Genomic DNA, 1,335 nt, shown 5'->3' on the forward strand with positions numbered 1-1,335 from the left:
AACTAAACCAGCTAATAGGAGTCAAGAACTTCTTATTAAAAATTTTTTTCTTCCGTGTTATACTTTGGAAGGCACGCCAAATAACCCTCCAAATACCTTTTGGAAGGTTTTTCATTAGCTGCTTTTTCTTGTTGATTAAGCCATATCTAGGAACTGCTCATTCCTTTTTAGGATTGCATAAATCCAGTGTAAAAGCTTGTTTACACAAGCTATCATCGCTACTTTTGAAGGCTTTCCTTCATTTCGTTTCCGATCATAATACTCTTTTAGCTTCTTGTTCCTCGAGCTTCTTATACCGCATAATACGGCCATATATAAAGCGTGCCGTAATCGGCTTGAACCTCGTTTGGTAATATGATTTATCGTAGCTGTGAACTTACCTGATGAATGGACACTTGGATCAATTCCTGCGTAAGCCACAAGTTTTTTAGGGTGATTAAACCGGTCAATTTCCCCGATTTCAGAAATAATCGTTGCCGCGATTTTTTCTCCTATACCGGGAATTGATTGGATTATCTTACATTCTTCAATTTCTTCTGCCAGGACATCTATCTGCCTCTCCAAGCTTGATAGGTGTTCTTGGTATTGAAGAAGCATATTGATATACATATCCAAACTGAACAACTGGCTTTCATAAACACCTTGTTGGAATGGATTCCGCTTAGCTGAAGCCATTAATTTGTGTGCCTTCTCCCTCATCCAACTTGGGGATCGTTTAATACGCATTTCCTTAATTCGTGCCAAAATCTTTGCTTCTCCTGCCATCAGTACATCTTCGGATGTTGGAAACTCCTTTAATATTTTAAGAGAAACTTTCGAAAATAAATCCCCGAAGACTCCCCTGTATTCAGGAAATATCTGATCAAGAAGAGTATGAAACTGAAGTTTTGCCTGGATGTAAAGGTTCGTAACGGTTTCGTATTGCCTTGACAATGTTCTCAGGTTTAGAAGTCTCAGTCCTCTTTTCTTATATGGCTCAAATTCTTCCTTGTAGTAAAGAACACAAAGGTGATATGCATCAACTGCATCAGTCTTTACCTTTCTAAGGCTTGTTTTCTTAGCTTGATAAGAAATGATGGGATTTACCAAGATGTATAGATACTGACTTCCCTCAAGACATTGAATAATCGGTGTATGGTAATGTCCTGTAGATTCAAGAATAACTGCTGGCCTAACCCCAGTATGTCCCTCTATCTCTCTCAAAAAAGAAATAAGCGAATCTAAATCCTCCTTGGTATGCTTTACACTGAAACTTTTCCCGAACGGCTTGTCTTTATCTAAAAAGGCTTGAACCTCACTTTCTCCTTTGGCTACATCTAGGCCAATGACTGGATT

General features: G+C 38.5%; 1 protein-coding gene. It reads right to left on the bottom strand.

Annotated features, from left to right (window positions below):
- Window positions 1–135 precede the first annotated feature (135 nt).
- The coding region (locus tag M3205_RS25060; RefSeq protein WP_251172355.1) for an IS110 family RNA-guided transposase at window positions 136–1,335 on the bottom strand (1,200 nt) is incomplete at its 5' end.

The sequence above is a fragment of the Cytobacillus firmus genome (assembly GCF_023715565.1).
In the GTDB taxonomy this organism is placed as follows: domain Bacteria; phylum Bacillota; class Bacilli; order Bacillales; family Cytobacillaceae; genus Cytobacillus; species Cytobacillus firmus_C.